The organism is Alteromonas lipotrueae, assembly GCF_019249255.1.
GTDB classification, from domain to species: domain Bacteria; phylum Pseudomonadota; class Gammaproteobacteria; order Enterobacterales; family Alteromonadaceae; genus Alteromonas; species Alteromonas lipotrueae.
On sequence record NZ_JAESDJ010000010.1, the window covers coordinates 65,553 to 84,508 of the forward strand.

General features: G+C 44.9%; 18 protein-coding genes. 4 read left to right on the plus strand and 14 right to left on the minus strand.

Annotated elements, in window-relative coordinates; genetic code table 11:
• Positions 1–7: 7 nt before the first annotated feature.
• The 9 genes from KYS23_RS14290 to murJ form a co-directional block, all read right to left on the minus strand.
• Positions 8–571 (minus strand): PilX N-terminal domain-containing pilus assembly protein, encoded by a 564-nt coding sequence (locus KYS23_RS14290; RefSeq protein WP_218419146.1) that lies wholly within the window; start codon positions 569–571, stop codon positions 8–10.
• Positions 568–1,413 carry a PilW family protein gene (locus KYS23_RS14295; protein WP_218396042.1) on the minus strand — a complete coding sequence of 282 codons (846 nt, stop codon included), beginning with the start codon at positions 1,411–1,413 and terminating at the stop codon, positions 568–570. The genes KYS23_RS14290 and KYS23_RS14295 overlap by 4 nt, the downstream gene beginning before the upstream one ends.
• On the minus strand, positions 1,410–2,042 hold the full coding sequence (locus KYS23_RS14300; RefSeq protein ID WP_159532125.1) for a prepilin-type N-terminal cleavage/methylation domain-containing protein: 633 nt from the start codon (positions 2,040–2,042) through the stop codon (positions 1,410–1,412). Before KYS23_RS14300 ends, KYS23_RS14295 begins: the two co-directional genes overlap by 4 nt.
• Positions 2,043–2,247: 205 nt before the next feature.
• Positions 2,248–3,192, minus strand: coding sequence for a 4-hydroxy-3-methylbut-2-enyl diphosphate reductase (ispH, locus tag KYS23_RS14305; protein WP_159532127.1), 945 nt, complete (start codon positions 3,190–3,192; stop codon positions 2,248–2,250).
• Positions 3,193–3,194: 2 nt separating this feature from the next.
• Positions 3,195–3,662 (minus strand): FKBP-type peptidyl-prolyl cis-trans isomerase, encoded by a 468-nt coding sequence (fkpB, locus tag KYS23_RS14310; protein ID WP_218419148.1) that lies wholly within the window; start codon positions 3,660–3,662, stop codon positions 3,195–3,197.
• 11 nt (positions 3,663–3,673) lie between these two features.
• Positions 3,674–4,219: a signal peptidase II gene (gene lspA / locus KYS23_RS14315; RefSeq protein WP_159532131.1), complete on the minus strand. Its 546-nt coding sequence runs from the start codon at positions 4,217–4,219 to the stop codon at positions 3,674–3,676.
• Positions 4,212–7,031 carry an isoleucine--tRNA ligase gene (ileS, locus tag KYS23_RS14320; RefSeq protein ID WP_218419149.1) on the minus strand — a complete coding sequence of 940 codons (2,820 nt, stop codon included), beginning with the start codon at positions 7,029–7,031 and terminating at the stop codon, positions 4,212–4,214. The genes lspA and ileS overlap by 8 nt, the downstream gene beginning before the upstream one ends.
• A gap of 109 nt (positions 7,032–7,140) precedes the next feature.
• Positions 7,141–8,061 (minus strand): bifunctional riboflavin kinase/FAD synthetase, encoded by a 921-nt coding sequence (gene ribF / locus KYS23_RS14325; RefSeq protein ID WP_013783318.1) that lies wholly within the window; start codon positions 8,059–8,061, stop codon positions 7,141–7,143.
• 76 nt (positions 8,062–8,137) lie between these two features.
• Positions 8,138–9,694, minus strand: a complete 1,557-nt coding sequence (murJ, locus tag KYS23_RS14330; RefSeq protein WP_218396036.1) for a murein biosynthesis integral membrane protein MurJ — start codon at positions 9,692–9,694, stop codon at positions 8,138–8,140.
• Positions 9,695–10,103: 409 nt separating this feature from the next.
• On the opposite strand from murJ, the gene rpsT reads away from it, so the two are divergent.
• Complete coding sequence (gene rpsT / locus KYS23_RS14335) at positions 10,104–10,367, plus strand: 30S ribosomal protein S20 (protein ID WP_013783316.1); 264 nt, start codon at positions 10,104–10,106, stop codon at positions 10,365–10,367.
• A 91-nt stretch (positions 10,368–10,458) separates the two neighbouring features.
• Here rpsT and KYS23_RS14340 read toward each other — a convergent pair whose 3' ends face one another.
• The 5 genes from KYS23_RS14340 to KYS23_RS14360 form a co-directional block, all read right to left on the minus strand.
• Positions 10,459–11,211 carry an SDR family oxidoreductase gene (locus KYS23_RS14340; protein ID WP_159532137.1) on the minus strand — a complete coding sequence of 251 codons (753 nt, stop codon included), beginning with the start codon at positions 11,209–11,211 and terminating at the stop codon, positions 10,459–10,461.
• Entirely contained in the window at positions 11,208–12,284 is a 1,077-nt protein-coding gene (locus tag KYS23_RS14345; RefSeq protein WP_218396034.1) for a phosphotransferase family protein, read from the minus strand. The genes KYS23_RS14340 and KYS23_RS14345 overlap by 4 nt, the downstream gene beginning before the upstream one ends.
• A gap of 3 nt (positions 12,285–12,287) precedes the next feature.
• The gene (locus KYS23_RS14350) at positions 12,288–13,172 is read right to left on the minus strand and encodes an SDR family oxidoreductase (RefSeq protein ID WP_218396032.1); all 885 of its coding nucleotides are present in this window, start codon (positions 13,170–13,172) and stop codon (positions 12,288–12,290) included.
• A gap of 42 nt (positions 13,173–13,214) precedes the next feature.
• The gene (locus KYS23_RS14355) at positions 13,215–14,120 is read right to left on the minus strand and encodes a bile acid:sodium symporter family protein (protein ID WP_218419151.1); all 906 of its coding nucleotides are present in this window, start codon (positions 14,118–14,120) and stop codon (positions 13,215–13,217) included.
• 159 nt (positions 14,121–14,279) lie between these two features.
• The gene (locus KYS23_RS14360; RefSeq protein ID WP_218396073.1) at positions 14,280–15,077 is read right to left on the minus strand and encodes a class II aldolase/adducin family protein; all 798 of its coding nucleotides are present in this window, start codon (positions 15,075–15,077) and stop codon (positions 14,280–14,282) included.
• Between the two features lie 119 nt (positions 15,078–15,196).
• Between KYS23_RS14360 and KYS23_RS14365 the strand changes: the two genes are divergently transcribed.
• The 3 genes from KYS23_RS14365 to olsF all read left to right on the plus strand — a co-directional run bounded on the left by KYS23_RS14365 (position 15,197) and on the right by olsF (position 18,882).
• Entirely contained in the window at positions 15,197–16,102 is a 906-nt protein-coding gene (locus KYS23_RS14365) for a LysR family transcriptional regulator (protein ID WP_218396028.1), read from the plus strand.
• A gap of 113 nt (positions 16,103–16,215) precedes the next feature.
• Complete coding sequence (locus KYS23_RS14370) at positions 16,216–17,016, plus strand: UDP-2,3-diacylglucosamine diphosphatase (RefSeq protein ID WP_218396026.1); 801 nt, start codon at positions 16,216–16,218, stop codon at positions 17,014–17,016.
• Between the two features lie 129 nt (positions 17,017–17,145).
• The gene (olsF, locus tag KYS23_RS14375) at positions 17,146–18,882 is read left to right on the plus strand and encodes a bifunctional ornithine lipid synthase OlsF (protein WP_218396024.1); all 1,737 of its coding nucleotides are present in this window, start codon (positions 17,146–17,148) and stop codon (positions 18,880–18,882) included.
• The last annotated feature ends 74 nt before the right edge of the window (positions 18,883–18,956 follow it).

Consider the following 18,956-nt stretch of genomic DNA (forward strand, 5'->3'; position numbering starts at 1 on the left):
ACTCTACTTATTGTGATGCGGGGCCAAACACTGATGCCGCTAGGGAGTTTGCAACCACCGTGGATTTGGCACCTACCTTGCCGCAGCCTCTAATAATGAACACGTGGCAATTTACGTTGCTACCACCAATCACGTTGCTTGAGCCCCTACATGCCTGCTCTCTTATAAACGCGGTACGAGACCAACTCTTAGTACCTGCCAGGGTTTGATACGTGCCGTTTGTGGTGTGCTCACTGCCCGTAGAGAGACCACCTTCAGTCATGTACCTGTCGGTCCATTCATTTTCATCAAAACAACTCATTGATGCGGTTTCTGGATCAAAGGCCGCAATTTGGCGAGCAGCTGATAAAGGGTCTGTTTTAGTGCTATCTTCTAACAAGACTTCATCTTCCGATTCAAAAAAGACGCCCGCAATGGCCGCTTCTGCAGCATCAAATGCTAAGCCACTTTGCTGCATAGACATGGCCATTTTAGATTGAGATAAGCTACTAGTTACGGCGCTTACCCCTAAAATAGTAAGGGAAAGTAGTACCAGCAATGCAAACACCATGACCAAACCGCGCTGCTTCATCGGATACTCCTAACAAAATTTTTCATATTTCGAAGTGATAACGTTTTCGTAAACACCTGATAGTAATGCGCTGAGTCTAAGGTCACCGCATTTTCATTAAGTAGTGCAAAAGTAGGAGCTGAGGTTTGCTGCACTTGGTTTTGATAGCTTTTAAGTAAGATCCCCCAGCGCAGCGCAACTACTTGTTGATTTTGTGCTCGTAGCGCTGACAACTTGTCTGCTGTCACATAGGTTATAGCTTGCCCATTGGAATCCTCAGCAACATCACTGACGCCATACTGAAGTTGAAAATTACTGACATTGTCTAGCAAGGTCACGGTAGTCGGTGAAACGGATTGTGCTTTTAGGCCTCGTAAAACTCGGCCATCGTAACCCGTGCATTTAAACTCTGTCCCACTCACAAAATAACGATTCACAACATGGAACTCATCACCCGCAGCATAGCCATGTTTATTTCCCGTACAGTCTTCAAGTGCAAGCAGGCTTACTACTAGCTGATCATTCGCTCCACTTGATGCTTGAGTACTACCTAGGCTGGCATTAGCCGAAAAGTCTCCAACTAAACTAACCGGGTTGTTTTGAACAAACGCAGCTTCTGATACGGTATCTACAGAGTCATCGACGCTGGCAGTAATAAGGTCGTAGCGACCTATTTCGTAAAACTCTCCGGTGAGCCGACTGGTTATATACCGGCCCGACTCCTGAACCTGAGAAACAGCTTGGTTTAGTGTATTGGTTACGCTGCTGCTTACCAGCACTTGAATGATAGCGCCAGAAATAACCAGCCCCAATACCAATGAAATCATTAGCTCTACAAGCGAAAAACCCTGTACACGCTTCACAAGGTTAAATCCTTAATGACGCAAGCATTGCTGTCTGATTCGTTTGGGTTGCAACGCGTGTTTAAGGTATACGTTTGATTACCTGTTGATGCTACTGGCCATGCTAAAATAACTTGCAACCTTGAGCCCGCACTGCAACTGTAAACATCCGCTGCATTGTTATCTGCACAGGTTAACGACAATGTGGTTTGAGGGTTAGTTTGTACTGCCGCGCATGAGAGTGCCCAGCCATCGTATTTAGCCATATCCAGCTCGTTGCAGGTGGCGGTTTCACAATTGGGCACCCCAGAAGGACGACTCAAACAAAAACATTTATAAGGATGGGTGGAACCCGAGCAGGTGAGCCCGGTGAAGTTGTAATTACTTGCATTGAAATATTGGTTGTTAACCACCATGCCATCACCTACCGTTGCCACACGCGCAGCAGCACGTAAGCGCTCTGCAACTTGAGCCGCAACAAATTCGCTTTGCGTTCGGCTAATAGCATCTTTGTTGGCAAACGAACCGGTGAATTGAAGTGCAGCAACCCCGAGTAACCCAATCGCAAGAATGAACAAAGTAACAAGCACTTCAATAAGGCCGACGCCCTGCTGTTTGTTCAATCCACTAGTGATTATCGTTCGATTCATAGTCCCTGCATTGCACGGTGGCATTCACGCTAAAATTTAGACACAACCTTATATTTAGCATTCTATGCTAAATATTTCTTGCTCAAGGTATAAGCAATCATAAAACGTATAAGTTTGTATTACCATCATGCGACAGCGTAAAAAAAAGCACTGCAAATCAATGCAGTGCCTTCAAATCAGAACCAATTTTCATACCTAAAAGGTGTTAGCTTACTTGTTTAACTCTAAGCTCTTTTGGAACCGCGAATTCCACATTTTCTTCTCGGCCTGCACGCTCAGAGGCGGAAACTGCGCCCCATGTTTTAAGCTTATCAACCACACCTTGAACCAACACCTCTGGCGCCGAAGCGCCAGCTGTCACACCAATATGCTCGATACCGTCAAGCCACTCCTTCTGAATGCAGTTAGCATCGGCAATTAAGTGCGCTTTCGCACCAATTTTTTCTGCTAGTTCACGCAAACGATTTGAGTTTGAGCTATTTTGAGCCCCCACCACTAGCAAGACTTGGCAATCTTGAGATAAATCGCGTACTGCATCTTGTCGATTTTGTGTGGCATAACAAATATCGTCTTTACGAGGACCTTGAATGTCAGGGAAACGTTCACGCAATGCATCAATAACATCTGCGGTATCATCAACAGATAAAGTCGTTTGACTACAGTAATAAAGATTCTTGGCGTCTTTTACTTCAAGGGTCGCTACATCAGCCTCAGATTCGACAAGGTAAATCCCACCCTTATCATTGCTATACTGCCCCATAGTACCTTCTACTTCTGGGTGCCCTGCGTGACCAATCAAAATACATTCTGTGCCTGTTTTACTTGCACGGGTCACTTCCATATGCACTTTAGTGACTAGCGGACATGTGGCATCAAACACTTTTAAGCCACGATTTTCAGCTTCTTTTCTTACCGCTTGAGAAACGCCGTGGGCAGAAAAAATAACAATGCAGTTATCTGGCACTTCATGCAATTCATCGACAAAAATAGCGCCACGCTCACGTAGCCCATCGACCACAAACTTATTGTGAACGACTTCATGGCGAACATAGATAGGCGGCTCAAATATCTCAAGTGCTCTTTCTACAATTGTGATGGCTCTGTCTACACCGGCACAAAAACCACGGGGGTTAGCGAGATGAATTTGCATAATTACTGTTCACCTTCTGGTGCAGGTGCGGCTTTTACATCAACAATTTCAACATCAAAAATAACCGTCTGCCCTGCAAGAGGGTGATTAAAATCAACAGTGATAGAGTCGCCAGCCACACTTCTGATGATACCGGGTATTTCTGAGCCATCTGGCTGAGAAAACGCAAGAATGGCACCTTCTTGTATTTCTAAGTCTGCGCCAAAACGGCTTCGATCCATGTAATGGATATTGTTTGGGTTAGGCTCACCAAAGGCATCGTTCGCGGCCAGCGTAAACGATTTCTTCTCACCTTTTTGAAGTCCTAATAAGCAGGCTTCAAAGTTAGGGGTAAGACTACCGTCACCCATTACCATTTTCGCGGGCTTATTATTTACGCGGGTGCTGTCAGCGGCTGAGCCATCTTCAAGTTTCAAATCAAAGTGAAGAATAACTTCGCTGTCAGAACCAATAATTAGGTTGTCGGTCATTGTGGCTCCGGTTACTGCTTTGACGTGTTGGTTGGATCGGCGCTTTTGTGCTTCTCGCCGTTCTTGAACATATCAATAATTAATAGGGCTGCACCAATAAATATAGCGCTATCGGCAATATTGAAGGCTGGCCAGTGCATGTTGTTTACATGAAAATCAAGAAAATCGATTACATATCCATGCACTAAACGATCGTAAACGTTACCTAGCGCGCCACCCAAAATAAAAGAAAAGGCGACAGGCAACAGGGTTTGGTTTTTAGGCGATTGTTTCAACCACCATAAAATAACCACACTGACGACAGTAGCGATGGCAGTAAAAAACCATCGCTGCCAACCACCGGCACTATCAAGAAAGCTAAATGCCGCGCCATAATTGTGTACGTAAGTTAAATTGAAAAATGGTAATACCTCTATCGATTGATAAAGTGACATACCACCTAACACCGCGTATTTGGTCACCTGATCTAGCACGAATGCAATCAAGGTTATCCAAAGAAACCGTAAACCAGTTTCACTGAATAGCTTAGGCTTAGTATCCGCCGTAGTATTAAGCATACTGACGCGTTTCCCCTTCGCCATCAATGTTGGTTACACAACGGCCACATAATTCTTCGTGCCCCTTATGGGTGCCAACATCTTCACGATGGTGCCAACAACGAACACATTTGTCGCCGCTTGCTTTGTTTACGCTTAACCATAAACCTTCAACATCGGTAGCCGCAGCATTGTCTGGTGCACTTTCTACTTTAGTCAAATTCACTGCCGATGTAATTAATACAAAGCGTAATTCATCTTCAAGTGAAGCCAAGGTGTTAAACAAAGACTCTGTAGCATACAAGTCAATTTTCGCTTCTAACGAACCGCCTAACTGACCGTCTTTACGGGCTTGTTCCATAGCTTGGTTTGCTGCGTCTTTTACGCTTAACACTTGGTGCCATAGTTCGTCGTTAAATACGTCACTTTGCGTGAAGCTGTTAAAGCCTTCGTACCAGGTTTCGGTAAATACAAATTCACTACGCTCGCCCGGTAAAGCTTCCCAAATCTCCTGCGCCGTAAAGCTTGTGATGGGTGCCATCCAACGAACTAACGCCTCCATAATATGGTACAGCGCAGTTTGACAAGAACGACGAGCATTGCCGTCAGATTTCGCCGTGTACTGTCTGTCTTTAATGACATCTAGGTAGAATGAACCTAACTCGATGGAACAGAAGTGCATAAGCTTTTGCGTAACGACTAATAAATCGTACTTTTCAAACGCTTCAACAAGTTCTTCTTGTAATGCTTTAGCACGCGCTACAATCCAGCGGTCTAGTGCAACCATCTCGTCTTCTCGCAAAGCATCTTCTGGCTGAAAGCCATTAAGGTTTGCTAGTAAGAAACGTGACGTGTTACGTAAACGACGATATGCATCAGCAGCACGTTTTAAAATTTCATCAGACACCGCAATTTCACCGCGGTAGTCAGTAGAAGCCACCCACAAACGAAGAATGTCTGCGCCAAGTTTGTTTGTTACTTCTTGCGGTGCAACTACATTACCTACCGACTTCGACATTTTTCTGCCGTGGGCATCTACGGTAAAGCCGTGAGTTAACACTTCTTTATAGGGTGCGTGGCCATGCATGGCGGTAGACGTCATTAGCGATGACATAAACCAACCACGATGTTGGTCTGACCCTTCAAGGTACAAATCGGCGCTAGCTGGAATGTCTTCACGTTGGTCAACAACGAAGTAGTGCGTAACGCCTGAGTCGAACCATACGTCTAGGGTATCGGTGACTTTGTCGTAGTTATCGGCTTCGCTACCTAGTAGTGCAGCATCGTCAATATCCCACCACGCTTGAATACCTTTAGTTTCCACCTCAGCGGCCACTTTTTCCACAAGTGCAACTGACTCAGGGTGAAGTTCACCGGTAAGTTTGTGCACGTATAAAGGAATAGGGACGCCCCATGTACGCTGGCGAGAAATACACCAGTCTGGACGACCTTCTACCATTTTCTGGATGCGGTTTTCGCCCCACTCTGGGATCCATTTAGTTTGTTTAATTTGTTCGATTGACTCAGCACGTAAGCCTTTTTTATCCATGCTGATAAACCACTGCGGCGTAGCACGGAAAATGATAGGCGTTTTATGGCGCCAGCAATGCGGGTAGCTGTGCTCATATTTCACGTTAAGCACTAGGTTACCGTTCTCTTTTACCGTTTCAACAATGGTATCATTGGCTTTAAATACGAACTGGCCGGCAAATAAAGGCGTGTTTTCTAAATACACACCGTTATTACCGACTGGGTTGTACACTTCAATGTCGTATTGTTTACCTACATTGAAATCGTCAACACCGTGAGCAGGCGCGGTGTGAACACAACCTGTACCAGATTCAGTGGTAACGTGCTCGCCCAAAATTAGCGGTACTTTTAAATCTAAGAACGGATGATTAACTAGCAGTTTATCTAAGCTTGAACCTACACAGGTCGCTACTTCACGATACTCTTCAATACCATAGCGCGTCATGCAGCTTTCAAGCAAATCTTGCGCAACCACTAACCATTCGTTGGTCGACGTGATTTCTACAATCGCGTAGGTTAATTCTGGGTGCAAGCTGATGGCGCGGTTGGCAGGCAGCGTCCACGGGGTCGTTGTCCAGATAACCACGCCCGCTTTGTGCGCGGTTAAGTCTTCACTCGTTACTCCAAACGCAGCCGCAATAGCGTCTGCATCAGCAACAGGGAATTTCACATCTATAGCAGGTGAGATTTTGTCTTGGTATTCTACTTCTGCTTCTGCCAATGCAGAACCACAATCTGTACACCAATGAACTGGCTTAAAGCCTTTTTCTAAATGGCCCGATTCAACCACTTTACCCAGTGCGCGAATAATGTCGGCTTCTGAGCGAAAATCCATAGTTTTATAGGGATTCTCCCACGTACCAAACACACCAAGGCGCTTAAAGTCAGCCATTTGGCCGTCAATTTGACGTTGTGCGTATTCGCGGCACTTTTGGCGAAACTCAGCAGCCGTCACTTTTTTGCCCGGCTTGCCGACTTTTTTCTCTACCATTAATTCAATAGGTAAACCGTGACAGTCCCAACCCGGCACATACGGCGAGTCGAAATCAGACAAGGTTTTAGACTTAACTATAATGTCTTTAAGAATTTTATTTACTGCGTGACCAATATGAATATCGCCGTTTGCGTACGGAGGGCCATCATGAAGAATGAAAGGCTTCTTACCTTTCTTCGCTTCTCTAATCTTTGTGTATACCCCTTTTTCCTGCCAGTCTTTAAGCATTTTAGGCTCACGCTGAGCAAGGTTACCGCGCATTGGAAAGGCGGTTTCGGGTAGGTTTAATGTGGCTTTATAATCACTCATATAATTGTATTATCCGGTTACCTTTAATAATACCCAACGCCTCGTTAGGCGCTGTATAGGCTTGCATTGGTCGACGCTATGTTAAGCGTGGTGACTTTATCACGTTTCACTATTCTAATAACAGGCGCGCCTTAGCGGCATCGGCCTGAATTTGTGCTTTTAGTATCTCAAACGAGTCAAATTTCTGTTCATCTCGTATTTTTGCAACAGGAAACACGGTCATTGGTTTCCCGTAAAGGTCGGCTGACATATCGAAGATGTGCACCTCTAACTGGTTTCGCACCCCGTTTAACGTGGGGCGAGTACCAATGTTTGCCACGCCATTGAATTTTTTTCCATCTACGGCAACATGTACCGCAAATACCCCGTGAATTGGTGCTCTGCAACGCTTCAGCATGACATTGGCGGTAGGAAACCCTATCGTGCGCCCTTTCTTTTCACCATGTACAACTCGACCATACACAGCAAACGGCCTACCTAACATTTCTTCACCAAGCGCAAAATCCGAATCAGCCAGTGCTTCTCGCACTGCAGTAGAGCTAATACGATGAGCATGCATCATAAAGCTTTGCGTGCTAACCACCTCAAAGCCGTACTTTTGCCCAGCGGCTTGCAGCATGGCAAAGTCGCCTTTACGACCTTGGCCAAAGCGAAAGTCATCGCCGACCACAAGAAATTTAACCCCTAGCTTATCCACCAGCAAATCATGCACGAAGGTATCGGCACTTTGACTGGCAAAAGCTCTGTTAAAACGTACAGCCAATAAACGGTCGACGCCTTGCTGTTTCAGCAATTCGTACTTTTCACGCAATGGACTGATGCGTGCAGGCGCTCTATCGGGTGTAAAGACTTCCTCGGGTTGAGGCTCGAATACCATCACCGTGGCCGGCAACCCCAGCGCTTTGGCTTTTTGAAGCACATTACTCAGTACTGCCTGATGGCCCAAGTGCACGCCATCAAACTTCCCGATAGTAAGTACACACCCGCTGTGTTGCGGTTTTACGTTGTTAAGCCCGCGGATAAATTCCACTATTAGCCACTGCCTTTAGTTACTACTGAAAATTCAAAGCTCGCGATTATAAACGACCCAGCACGGAATACCAATATTAGCCGCCCCCACTTTTGAAATGACGACGTCTTGCACCCAATACAATCATACATGAGAAGAAGGCGGCGGCAGATAATGTGATAGTAATGGCGACATCCACCACTTGCACTGTCCATTCAAGGTCGAAAAATGCCACGCCCTTATCGCGACAATAAATCACCGCCCCCATCACAGCGCTGGCAATCAGTACTCTAATTATAAACATCACTGAGGTACGACTTAATACAAAAACCCCTTGTTTGTGCAGCGTAATATAAAGCAATGTGGCATTAAGTGTGGCCGACATGCTTGTAGCAATCGCTAAGCCCACGTAGCCAAACCAAATTGCTAATAGGTTAAACACCATATTGGCGACCATGCACCAAATACCAAATTTAACCGGGGTTTTAGTGTCTTGGCGCGAGTAAAAACCAGGAGCGAGTACTTTTACTAACATAAAGCTCAATAAACCAAATGCGTAAGCGGTTAATGAATAAGAGGCCATGGTGGCCGTTTCAGCCGTAAAGGCCCCCCGCTGGAATATCACGGTTAAAATTGGTCGCGCCATGGTGGCTAAGCCTACGGCGGCTGGAATACCAAGCAAACACACCATACGAAATGCCCAATCTATATTGGCTGAAAAAGCTTTGGGATCTTTACTTACATGATTGCGCGACAGCGCCGGCAATATTACCGTGGCGATAGCGATACCAAACAGCCCTAACGGGAACTCCAGCAAACGGTCGGAGTAATATAGCCAGCTAATAGAGCCTGTCATCAGGAAACTGGCGATAAAGGTATCGAACAGCAAGTTAATTTGCCCTACCGACACCCCAAACAATGCAGGGATCATCAAGGTGCGCACCTTAACAACGTTTTCATCTCGCCAGCCCCATTTAGGTTTTACTAATAATCCCGCCCGATACAAAAATGGCAGTTGGAAGGCAAGTTGTACTATACCGCCTATAAACACCCCCCACGCTAATGCGAAAGCCGGCTGCTCCATATCGGGAGCTAAAAAGACCGCACAGGCTATAATGCATACGTTAAGTAGCACTGGCGTAAACGCTGCTACTGCAAATTTGTTTAGTGTATTTAAGATAGCCCCTGCCAAGCCTGTTAACGATACAAAGGCAAGATAGGGGAAGGTGATTTTCAGCATGGTTGATGCGAGTAAGAATTTATCTCCTGCCTCATCGCCCTGTACCCACGCAATGAACCACCCTGTGCCGAACAGCGCGGCTAAAACTGGCGACGCGATAACGCCTATAAGGGAAACCACGAACACAATGGCTCCAAGCGTGCCGGAAATTTTAGCAACAAATGCTTTAAGCTCTGCTTTCTCGTGATTTTGGTGTACTTCGGTTAATACCGGAATGAACGCTTGCGCAAATGCCCCCTCGGCAAATAATCGGCGCAGGAAGTTAGGAATTTTATTTGCAAAGAAAAACACGTCGGCGGCAGCGCCATCGCCCATTAGCCTTGCCACTACCACATCTCGCACTAACCCTAACACGCGGGATATCAACGTCATTACGCTGACAATAAGGCCTGATTTTAATAACTTCCGTGACACTAAGACTATTCCAATAGATACATTTCATTCACTTAAGCGCTCAATCATAACGAAACCCTGTTACCGGCGAAACGTATTATTCAAAATATAAGTGCATCTCATGAATTTTTTTTGCTATAATCCGCGCCCGTTGTGGGTATGGTTTCGTACTGTTTCATTTGTATCTGTGTGCTGTATCTGTGCACATGAGTACATATGTACAATAGCCATTTCGTTCTGTACTTTTTATTTGTCGCTTTATTAGCGCCTTTGTTAAGAACAGGCCGAAAAACCAAAGCATTCGATAAACATCTTATTTAATGTAGAAATTAACTTTCTACTTATTGGGTTAAATCGTTTGACTTTTGGCTGGATGATAGGCAAAATCCGCACCCTCGTTTTTGACATGAATTTATTTGGGAGTTACACCTTGGCTAACATCAAGTCTGCTAAGAAACGTGCAATCCAAGCCGAAAAGCGTCGCCAGCATAACGCTAGCCGTCGCTCCATGACTCGTACAAGCTTGAAGAAAGTAGTAGCTGCTATCGCTAGTGGTGATAAAGAAGGTGCACAAACTGCATTTGCTGCTGCAACTCCGATTCTTGACAGAATGGCTACTAAAGGTTTGATTCACAAGAATAAAGCTGCTCGTCACAAGAGCCGCCTAGCTGCACAAATTAAAGCTTTAGCTTAAGTTTTACAGTTAGTAAAAAAGCGCCTATTGGCGCTTTTTTTGTGTCCTTTGTTCGAGGCTTTTATCAGAAGCTTTTATTAGAGTTTTGGCACTAACTCATTTTGCGAATGGCGCTTGAAGGCGCAACACGTAGTACCCAATGTAATAATGCCCACGGCCAACTTGGCACATATGACACCGCTTTTTCCTTATTAATGGCTTTTACCAACGCCTTACAACCGGTTTCGGTATCGACAATAAACGGCACTTTTTCTACCGCTTCATTAATTTCGGTGCGAATAAACCCTGGATGTACACAGCTCACTTTAATTGGAGTATTCATCACATCTAAACGGATACCCTCTGTCATAGACGTAAGACCTGCTTTAGTGGCGGCATACACCGTCATAGCGCGTCTGAAGCCTCTTACCGCACTAATTGATGAAATCGTTACTAGGTGACCTTCATTTTGCGCTCTGAAAATAGTCATGGCCGCTTCGGCTTGCGCCAGTGCAGCCACAAAATTGGTTTCTGCGGTTTGCTTATTCGCATTAAAAAAGCCAGTACCAATAGAGGCGCCCTTGCCCATGCCCGCGTTAACAATAACTCTATCGAGTTGCCCCATCTCTTGTTTAAACGCATCAAACACTTCAAAGACCGCGTTATGGTCGTTCACGTCAAGCGACTTAATCAACACCTTGATGTTAGGATTTACCGCTAGCAGTTCGCTTCTAAGTTCTTCTAAGCGGTCTAAACGTCTTGCGCACAATGCTAAGTTGCTACCTTGCTTTGCGAACTCCGCCGCCATTCCTTTACCAAGGCCTGAGCTTGCGCCCGTGATCAGAATATTTTGTCTTGTTGTCATTTTCTTTTTCCTGATTTTCGAATGGCCTTTTTACAACGCCACATTAAGTAGTGAATGAATATCCAAAAGTGTTTAAACGCGGGGTTATTGGTTTGACCGTGGTGATAGCGATAGTAAATTTGTTGCGCGATACCCGCTAATCGAAACAAGCCGTACACTTCATAAAAAGTGAAATCATCAACGTCAACGCCCATTTGCTTGCAGTAATAAGCAACCACTTCATCTCGTGTCATCATGCCAGCGAGGTGGGTAGGCTGCCTGCGGCTAGATTGGGCCAGAAAATCATCGTCTGCATTCACCCAATAGGCTAGCGTATTACCTAAATCCATTAACGGATCGCCAAGGGTGGCCAATTCCCAATCAAGCACACCTAAAATATGGGTGTAGTCGTTAGGATCTAACACCACATTGTCGAATCTAAAATCGTTATGGGTAATGCAAATACGCTCTTTGCTTGGCATATTAGCCTCAAGCCACCGCATTACGCCTTTGCCCGAAGGGGCATTCCAGGTTTTTGCTTTCGTATAGCGCTCACTCCAGCCTGTAATTTGGCGCTCTATGTAACCACTACCTTTTCCAATCGAGTCTAAACCAGCCGCCTTATAGTCAACCTTATGAAGCTCTATTAAGCTATCGAGTACATTTTTACACAGCTGATGGGTCTGTTCTGGGGAGGTCTTTAAATCACGAGGGAGATTCTTACGTGGAATAACACCTGTCAGCTTTTCCATGACATAGAATTCTGTGCCAATTACGGCTTCATCATCGCAATATGCCAGCATATCGGGCACATAACTATACACTGGCTTCAGCGCTGCTTGAAGGCGATACTCTCGCCCCATATCATGGGCACCTTTTGCTTTAGTGCCCGCGGGCGCACGGCGTAATATTAACGACGTATTTTCGTATTCAAGACAATAAGTCCAGTTAGACGCACCGCCTGAATATTGGGTCACCGTAGGTGTGCCGATGAGGTCTTGAATATGATTTTTTAGCCACCCATCGACAACATTAACGTCTAGCTCTTCGCCTTCTCTTACTGATACTGCTTTATCTAATACTGTATTCGTCATGGGTTACCGTTTATCCATTGCACGTTTCATCGCTTTGGTTTGTTTTAGCATGTTGTTAATATACATCTGGGTAGGAAGTAGTTTCTTCATCAAAAATGCGCGCTTGCCCAATTTATGGGTAAGGATTAAAAATCGCTTTTGGGCAATCTGATCGCAGATACTTTGCGCAACCTCTTCTTTGGTCATATCTGCTTTTTTAAAAAACCGCGCCATCATTTTGTGCATGGCAGGGTTATCGCTACGCATCGACTCATCAAGATTAGTTTTAAAGAAGCTAGGGCAAACCACACTCACATCGATATTATCAGGCGCAAGCTCTAGCTTCATGGTCTCAGACAGTGATACCACCGCCGCTTTCACCGCGTTATAGCTGTTCATGTAAGGAATAGGCGTTAGCCCCGCTTGGGAGGCAATATTGACAAAATAGCCCGCTCCCTGCGCTTTAAACAAGGGCAGCATGGCCTTGCTGACGCGAACCATGCCTAATAGGTTGATATCGAAAATCCACTTCCACTGCGCAATACTTTCATCGCTTAAACTACCGCCTGACGCAACGCCTGCGTTATTAAACACAACATCAACACCGCCCCATCGTGCTTCTATCGCGGTAACCAAATTAGCGACATCATCATCTTGGGTAATGTCGCATGCTTGATAGAAAGCCTCTGTGCCTTTTTCCGTTAGTAGCGCTAGGGTTTCTTGCCCTCGCTGCTCATGGATATCAGCGATACAAACTTTCAATTTTTCGCCGTTTTTACCGTATTGTTCGCTTAACGCAAGGGCAATAGCTTGCCCTAATCCCGTGGCACCACCGGTGATAAGGATGCGCTTTTCTTTATTATCTGTTTTTAGGTTATTTATTTTTAGGTTATTGGTTTCTGTACCCATGTTTTGTACTCGTATGTTTTGCTCTTATTGTTAACGCGCAGCCTAGGCTTTTTGAGTAGCGAGTGGTTTGTCCTTACCGTCACTTTTAGTTTTATTTTTCAAACGCTTCGACCACACAGCTAAAAGCCCCGGGCCTGCATACATAGTTAATCCGTAAACCCCAGCCGCCACAGCAAATTCAGGCGAGTTCAAAAAGGTAATACAAATCAACATAGCTAGCGCAGCGTTTTGTACGCCCACTTCTATCGACAGTGTAATACCGTCAATTTTTGACAACTTAAAGGCAAAAGCCAAAATAAGCCCCAGCACTACTGCAAAAATATTCAGTGCTAAGCACACTAGCAAGGCTTCTTCCAATGACGCCATTAAATTCGCCCGTTCACTGATTAATATGCCAACGATCATGGCAATCATGAACCATAATGAAAAGGTTCTAAAAAACCCTTCTACCTTAATAGAAAAGCTAGGTTTGAAGTGTCGTATTGCCATACCAATGATGACTGGCACTATCGACACGCACACCAAGCCGACTACGGTAGTGACGATGGAAAATGAAGGCGCATTCTCTTTGGCGAAATAATCCATTGAATAATGAATAATAAAGGGAGTAGAAAATACGCAAATAAAAGTCGATAGCGCGGTTAAACTTACAGATAACGCTAGATTTGCCCGCCCTATATGACTGATTAAGTTACTCATGGTGCCACCAGGACACGCTGATAAAATCATAATGCCAATCGCCATAGCTGGATGAAGGGAAAATGCCATACACAAGCCAAACGCCAATAAGGGGAGCAATACGGTTTGCCCCACCAGCCCCACCACAATGGCTTTAGGCGCCTTAAGTAATCTAGTAAAATCGGCTACCGTTAACGTAAGACCCATACCAAACATCACGAAAGCCAAAGCCAGTGGAAGCAGTATTTCGGTAAAAATCGAGGCCTGCATATATGCCCTTTTTTATTGTTAATAATGGACGATGATTCACACTTATCGTCTGCGGCTTGTTGTTCAGAGTAACTCTGAATTAATAGAACCTAGATGAACTGGCTTCACGCTTTAGCCCGTTCTACCTAGTATATCTACCTTGCTTTATCAAGGACTAGGCTAATTCTTAAAGCTCAGATCCTGTGATTCAATCACTTGGTATAGAGGCTGATAATTGCCCCACGTGACTAACTCGTTTCCATTTGCTTTGCGTGTCTTTACTGCCGTCTCGTGGTCAATTAGCTTGGGGCCGCCAGCCGCTTGTGCAAGTAACTGGCTATGGCAACAACTATCCATCATAATAAAATTAGCAGTAGCGGCATCTACGGAAGACCCAACGGTTAGTAAACCATGGTTCTTTAATATTACGCCAATGCCTCCACCTAATGCTTCGGCAATTAAATCGCCCTCTTCCCCCTCGGCCACTACACCGTTGAAGGTATCAAACAAACCATGGTTTTCATAAAATACACAAGCATCTTGTGAAATAGGCAACAATTTCTCCCCTAAAGACGCAAACGCTCTGCCGTAAGTGGTATGTGCATGGGCAACAGCATTGATATCTTCTCGCGCTGCATGAATGCGAGAATGAATGGCAAACGCGGCTAAGTTGATTACGGCTTTACCTTCTACGATGTTGCCATGGTGATCTACCCTGACTAAATCCGACGCTTTAATTTTAGAAAAATGCACGGCCAATGGGTTAACCCAAAACGTTTCAGGGTCGATACAATCCCGTAAAGTAATATGCCCAGCAAGCCCTTCATCAAATCCATGCATAGCGAATGCGCGAAATGCCGACGCCAAACGCTGTTTTTCATACGCCTGTTGTTCGCTTTTATCAACGAACGAAGGCGGCATAGGAATAGCAAATTTATCACCTCCCAATGTCATTTTTTGGGCTTGTTCTCTTAACATATCGCTCGAGGCCGATTTTAACGTTTCACTCACAACTGCATCCTTCCATTAACATTTAAACCAGTGTAACCTCAATAAAAATAAATAAAAATGATACTTCTTTATGGAATTTCATAAATATGATGCATGGAAAGATCGACCTAAATTTGTTTTTTGTGCTCAAAGCCGTATACGAAGAAGAGAGTATTACTGCGGCCGCTAAAGCATTGCATTTAACTCAGCCTGCCGTTAGTCATGCAATGTCACGATTAAGAGAAAAGTTTGATGATGAGTTATTTGTGCGCCACAGCAGGCGGATGGTACCAACCCCATTATGCCAATCTATTATTCAGCCTGTAAAAGAAGCCCTCTCGCATTTAGAATCTACGCTGTCGGATCCCATCGAATTCGATATCAGCCGCTATAAAAGGGAATTAAGATTAGGACTAAGAGACATTCTTGAGTCAACGTTCTTACCGGCACTTGTTCCCGAGCTGTTGCAAAATGCAGCGAATATTACGGTGACTAGCAGGCGAGTTACCCGCCCTGAACTTGAAAATGCACTTGCCAATAAAGAACTCGATATCGTCATCGACGCTTTAGTGCCTACAGGTCCAGATATTCGTTCAACACTGGTGTGCGACGAGCATTTCGTACTTATCTGTGCGAAAGAACACCCCATTTTAAAAGATAAAACGCTAGCGAATTATGTAGCAGCGTCCCATGTACTGGTGACCTTGAAAGACTCTCGATTAGATACGGTAGATTTAGCGCTTGCGAAAGAAAACGCCACGCGACAGTTTGCGCTACAGTGCGAACATTACTTCGCTGCCGCTAGTGTTGTCAGTAAATCAGATTTATTACTTACTGTACCAAGTCGTTATGCACAACAGATTACCAGCAGCCTACCGGTTGCGGTTACCACACTGCCCTTCGACGTGCCACTTATGCCCATTCACATGTATTGGCACAAGCAAGCTGATGAGGATTTAGTAAATAAGTGGATGCGAGAGGAGTTATTAGCCCTAGCTAACGAGCTTCTGTAAAACAGATTTTGTTGAAATAGACACCTGTAACACTATCGTCAAACAAGCGTCACCATTTTGTCAATTAACCTCCATATAGTGGCGTTCCAAGGCAATCGCTTTGGGACCTTGCTATGAAAAAAACACATTACCGCACACTTTGGCTTTCTGATATTCACCTTGGCAATCGTGATTGCAAAGCTGAATACCTACTTTCGTTTTTAAACAGCGTCACCGTCGACACCCTTTATTTGGTTGGCGACATTGTCGATATGTGGCAAATGACAAAACAATTTCGTTGGCCACAAGCGCACAATCAAGTTATGCATAAACTAATGGCGATGAGCCAAGATGGCACCCGCGTTGTTTATCTCCCAGGTAACCACGACGAACCCATTCAGTCTTATTCCGGCATGGCATTTGGCGATATCGAGATTGAGCGCCAACTTGTTCATACCACGGCCCAAGGCAAACGTTACCTTGTGTTACATGGCGATCAATTTGATGGCGATGTCACCATGGGTAAATTCCATGCGTGGATTGGCGATAAAGGTTACGACTTACTGCTGTTTTTAAACCGCGAGTTCAATCGTTTTCGTAGCTGGCGTAAACGTGAGTACTGGTCGCTTGCCGGTTACATTAAAAAGCATATCAAAGGGGCAAACGAAGCGATAGCTCGCTACCGCCAGGCATGCTGTTCACGCGCAGAAGAAATGGGGCTTGATGGGGTTATTTGCGGTCATATTCATCACCCTGAAAGCACAATGGAAAACGGTATTCATTACATCAACGATGGCGATTGGATGGAAAACTGCAGTGCTTTGGGTGAAGACGAAAATGGAAACCTAACGCTAATCTATTCCCTTGAGACCATGAACAACGCAGATAATGTTACACCACTGAAAGTGAAAAGTTCACCATCGAAAGCAGCATAAGCATACCACTTAAACCCCGCGTTTCTAGATATACGAAACGCGGGCGTCTGCATTGTCAGATAACTGACATCAAACTGTGTGAAAACCGTCATATTCCCCTGCTATTGTTCGCAAAAACCGAGAAAGACTATGTTTACTGTTGATGAAGTACTAAATAAACACTATCCCCAAGTGGCTAACAACCCCTTGTTGTTTAGGTCTTTATCGTTTGTGCTGCGCCACCTTTTGCATGAACGAGAAATAATAGAGTTCGGCGAAACCTATCCCCACTACGAAGATATCGACTTTGTAGAGCAAGTGCTCGAATACTTTAACATTAGCTACTCTACCCGAGACGTAGAGAAAGAGCGTATTCCCTCACAAGGTCGTGTGGTGATTATTGCCAACCACCCTATCGGCTCACTAGACGCCCTTGCGCTAATTAAACTGGTTAGTGAAGTGCGTCACGACTTAAAAGTAGTGGCGAACCAAATGCTCATGGCCATTGAGCCTCTGCATGACATGTTGCTGCCAGTCAATAATATGCAAGGCGGTACGCCGAAACAGCATTTAGGGGCTATTCAAAAGCACCTACAATCAGATGGGGCCATTTTAATATTTCCCGCCGGAGAAGTGTCCCGATTACGGCCTCAAGGTGTCCGTGACACCCTATGGCATTCTGGTTTTTTACGTATCGCCCGACAAGCCAAATCCCCTATTCTTCCGGTTTATATTGATGCCAAAAATAGCCCGCTATTTTATGGGGTATCCATGGTGTACAAACCTTTAGCCACCGCGCTGCTGGTAAAAGAAATGTTTAAGCAACGCAAAAAACACCTTCCTATGCGTATAGGCGAGCTTATTCCCTTTGAGTCTTATCAACAAAACAGCATAGCGCTAAAAGATCAGGTAAAACTATTTAAGCGCCACTTATATCGAATTGGCAGTAACAAGAAAGGTATTTTTGATACCCAAGCGCCTGTTGCCATGCCGGAAGATAGAAAAGAGCTTTCCCGCGCAATGAAGCAATGCGAACACTTAGGCCACACTAGCGATGGTCAGTCGATATATTTGTACCAACATAAAAATTGCTCACCGATTATGCGTGAAATTGGCCGCTTAAGGGAAGTGGCCTTTCGTGCGGTAGGTGAAGGTACTAACAAACGCCGCGATATAGACCAATACGATACTTACTACTATCACTTAATTCTTTGGGATGAGAGTAATTTAGAGATTGTGGGGGCATATCGTTTTGGCGATGCTGAGTTACTGAGTCATAAAGACCACCCTACCGGTCTATATTCGGCAACGTTGTTCGACTATGGAAGTGAGGAAAGTAACAGCACCTTGTTCAAAGAGGGGCTCGAACTTGGTCGTAGCTTTGTTCAACCCTGTTACTGGGGTAAACGTAGTTTAGATTATTTATGGGTGGGCATAGGTGCATTTTTAAATCGCTACCCGAAATATCGATACATGTTTGGCGCGGTGTCTTTAAGCAATGCTTACCCTCAACCAGCTAAAGACTTAATTGTACAGTTCTACTCTACTTACTTTCCGGCTAAGTTTGGGCAAGCCACTTCTAAGCGGCCTTATCAAATGTCGCAAGATCCCTTGTATACTTTTACCGGTAACGACTATAAATCTGAGTTTACTCAATTAAAGCATTTACTCGCCAATATGGGCGTGAACGTACCTACCTTATACAAGCAATACAGCGAACTATCGAAAACCGGTGGCGTGGCGTTCTTAGATTTTAATGTAGACCCTGACTTTAACGACTGCATAGACGGCCTAGTGGTGGTCGATTTAGAAGCGTTAACCCAAAAGAAAAAGGAACGCTATTTAGGCGCAACACAATTAAAACCTGAGCTTAAACAGTCAGCGTAGAGGTTTACATATGGCTAATTTAGACGGTTTGATTACCTGATTTACGTCAACCACCCTATAGAAGACACTACACT